Genomic DNA, 2,983 nt, shown 5'->3' with positions numbered 1-2,983 from the left:
TGCGCTCGCTGAGCTGAGTTTCTCGCCCCCGCCGCCCCTGCCCGTCCCGTCACTGGGGGCTGCGCCCCCAGACCCCCGCTTCGGCCTGGACGGCCTCGTCCTCAAACGCCGGACGGGCTGGAGGATGCCGGCCCGGGTTGAAGAGTGAGCGCAGCTGACCTGGGCTGATAACTGATTTGCTTCTCTCCGTACGACTGACGTAGTGTCGTGTTTACCGACGCGGGGTGGAGCAGCTCGGTAGCTCGCTGGGCTCATAACCCAGAGGTCGCAGGTTCAAATCCTGTCCCCGCTACTGAAGGCCGAGGGCCGGAATCCAGATCATGGATTCCGGCCCTCGGTGTTTCTACGGCTGGTGGCCCACCGCTTCCTCGTACAGCGAGCGGTCCACGGTCCGGGACTCCGGGAGCGCGGCCCCCTTTGACACCCCCGCCGCCTTGTACGCGGCCTGCAGGCGAGTCGTCGTCCCGGCGCGGATCTCCCAGTCCATGGTGAGCGACGGGGTCGACTTCAGGACCGTCTCGTCCGTCTTCAGGAGTTTCGCGAGGTATGCGACGAAGGTCGCATCGGTTTTGTAGTCGCCCGTGAAGTACGTGTTCACCGTGCGGATGTAGGCCCGGAGGAGGGCCACGCCGGCGTCCACGTCGTCGTGCAGGAGGCTGCGGCCGTACAGCATGCCGCCCAGGGGCTCGCCGAGGGGCTGGCCGCCCAGGAAGGCGTACGCAGGGTTGCCGTCGACCTTGCGCCAGACCGGGTCCAGGAGCCACGCGGAGTCGACGCCGCCGTTCTGGAGGGCGGTGAGGACGTCGGCCGAACCGAGCTGCTGGTACTGGATCTTGTCGAGGCCGCCGCCATGGGTCGCGAGGGCCTTCTCCATGGGATACGCGATCACCGAGCCCTTGCCGATCATCGTGCCCATCCTGCGGCCCGCCATCCGGACGTCCGCCGCCGCCTCGCCCTTCTTCAGCTTCACCCACAGACCGCTCTTCGACTTGGGGTCGGGGGAGAAGTTCCCGGCGACCCACTTGATGTCGAAGCCGCCCTCGACGCCGTTCATGACAGCTGCCTCCGGGGCCGCCCACATCGCGTCGATGTCCCCCTTCGCGAGGAGGGGCAGCGCGTCCGGGGTCGGCAGCACCTTGAGCGTGACGTCCAGGCCCTCCTTCTTGAACTCGCCCTTGTCGAGGGCGACTTCGAGCGGGGCGACATACTCCGCGCTCAGTGTCCCGGTCGCGATCGTCACCTTCCGGGTCTTGGGGAGGGGCTGCGCGGAGGGGGCGAGCGGCAGACAGCGGGCCGGGACGCGGGTGGGGGACAGGTCCGCCGGGTCCGTCCACGACGACTTGCCGCAGCCCTCAACGGGCTTGACGGTGCGGTTGCCCACGGTCGCGCCCGAACTCCCGGAGTCGTCCGAGTACTTCGACGAGCAGCCCGCCGACACCAGCACCGCCGTCACGACGACCACCACACCGTACGCGCGCCTTCTCACGACTGCCCCCGTCCACGGTCCCGCGGTGCCCACGGTGTGAGCAACCGGCCTGCCACACGCACCAGTTCGGAGAAGACGACCCCCAGGACCGCGACGCAGACGATGCCGACGAACATCACGTCGTTCTCGAACAGCGCGCGGGAGTCGAAGATCAGATGGCCCAGACCGTTCGTCGCGGCGATCTGTTCCGAGGCGACGATGACCAGGACGGCCACACCCGCCGCGATCCGCGCGCCCACCAGGACCGCGGGGAGGGAGGCGGGGAGCAGGACATGGCGGAACATCTGCCAGGGGGAGGCGCCGAAGACCTGCCCCGCGTCGCGATGCCCGGACGGTACGGCGATGACCGCCGACATGGTCGAGATCCACACGAAGAAGAACACCGTGGCGGCCACCAGGGCGAGTTGGGGGCCTTCGCCCAGGCCGAACATGTTCAGGAAGATCGGCAGCAGGGCCAGTTTCGGTACGACGTACAGGGCGTCCAACAGCGGTTCCAGCGCGGCCCGGACGAGGGAGAGCGAGCCCATCAGCAGGCCCAGGGCGTAGCCGGCCGCCGTGCCGATCGCGTAACCGCCCAGGACGCGCCGGGTCGTGGCCCACACGTCCGGCCACAGCTCGCCGGCGGTGGCCCGGTCCCAGCCGTCGGCGAGGACCGTGGAGGGGGCCGGGTAGACACGGGGGTCGATCCAGCCCTGGGCGGCGGCCAGTTGCCACCAGAGGATGAGGGCGAGGGGTACTGCCACGGCCAGGGAGAGTTCCAGTGCGCGTCGGCGACGGTGGGTGCGTACGGGATGGAGTTCCTGCGGGCCGGGGCGGCGGACCAGGACCGATTCCTCGCGGTCGGGGGCGATCGTGGTCATGCGGGCACCGCCTCTTTCCGCAACAGCTCCCACAACTCGCTCTTCAGGGCGGTGAATTCGGGGGTGTCGCGGATGTCGCCGGTACGTGGGCGCGGGAACGGCGGACGATGTTCGGCGATGATCCGGCCCGGGCGCGCGGACATCACCAGCACACGGTCACCGAGCACGAGCGCCTCCTCCAGGCTGTGCGTGATGAAGAGGGTCGTGGTGCGCAACGCCTGGGTGATCTCCAGCAGTTCGTCCTGGAGGATCGTGCGGAGCTGGGCGTCCAGCGCGGCGAACGGCTCGTCCATCAGCAGGAGTTCGGGTTCTACGGCGAGTGCGCGGGCGATGGCGACGCGTTGCCGCATGCCGCCGGAGAGGGTCGCGGGGTAGGCGCGCGCGAAGTCGGCGAGGCCCATGCGGGTCAGCCACTCGTCGGCACGGGCGTTGGCCTCACGGCGCGGGACGCGCTGGATGTCCAGGCCGAAACGGACGTTGGCGCGGACCGACTTCCAGTCGTAGATGCCGTAGTCCTGGAAGATCATGGCCGCCGGGCGCGGGCTGGACGTGCGGATCTCCAGGGTGCCCGTGCTGGGGCGCAGCAGGCCCGCGGCGATGCGCAGCAGGGTGGATTTGCCGCAGCCGGACGGGCCGA

3 protein-coding genes and 1 tRNA gene are annotated in these 2,983 nt (G+C 69.6%); 1 reads left to right on the top strand and 3 read right to left on the bottom strand.

What is annotated here, in order from left to right; genetic code table 11:
- The first annotated feature begins 218 nt into the window (after nt 1-218).
- Nucleotides 219-292, top strand: a tRNA-Met gene (locus JHN45_RS51340).
- Nucleotides 293-343: 51 nt separating this feature from the next.
- Here JHN45_RS51340 and JHN45_RS51335 read toward each other — a convergent pair.
- The 3 genes from JHN45_RS51335 to JHN45_RS51325 all read right to left on the bottom strand — a co-directional run.
- Nucleotides 344-1,486, bottom strand: a complete 1,143-nt coding sequence (locus tag JHN45_RS51335) for an ABC transporter substrate-binding protein (protein WP_201056358.1) — start codon at nt 1,484-1,486, stop codon at nt 344-346.
- Nucleotides 1,483-2,346 (bottom strand): ABC transporter permease, encoded by an 864-nt coding sequence (locus JHN45_RS51330; RefSeq protein WP_201056357.1) that lies wholly within the window; start codon nt 2,344-2,346, stop codon nt 1,483-1,485. The genes JHN45_RS51335 and JHN45_RS51330 overlap by 4 nt, the downstream gene beginning before the upstream one ends.
- Nucleotides 2,343-2,983, bottom strand: a 641-nt coding sequence (locus JHN45_RS51325) for an ABC transporter ATP-binding protein (RefSeq protein ID WP_201056356.1), incomplete at its 5' end; no start/stop codon positions are given. The genes JHN45_RS51325 and JHN45_RS51330, both read right to left, overlap by 4 nt.

Origin of the sequence: Streptomyces sp. MBT53 (genome assembly GCF_016654115.1) — a bacterium.
Lineage (GTDB): Bacteria > Actinomycetota > Actinomycetes > Streptomycetales > Streptomycetaceae > Streptomyces.
Note: the sequence above shows the minus strand (reverse complement) of the source record. Positions and strands in the feature narration are given on the sequence as shown.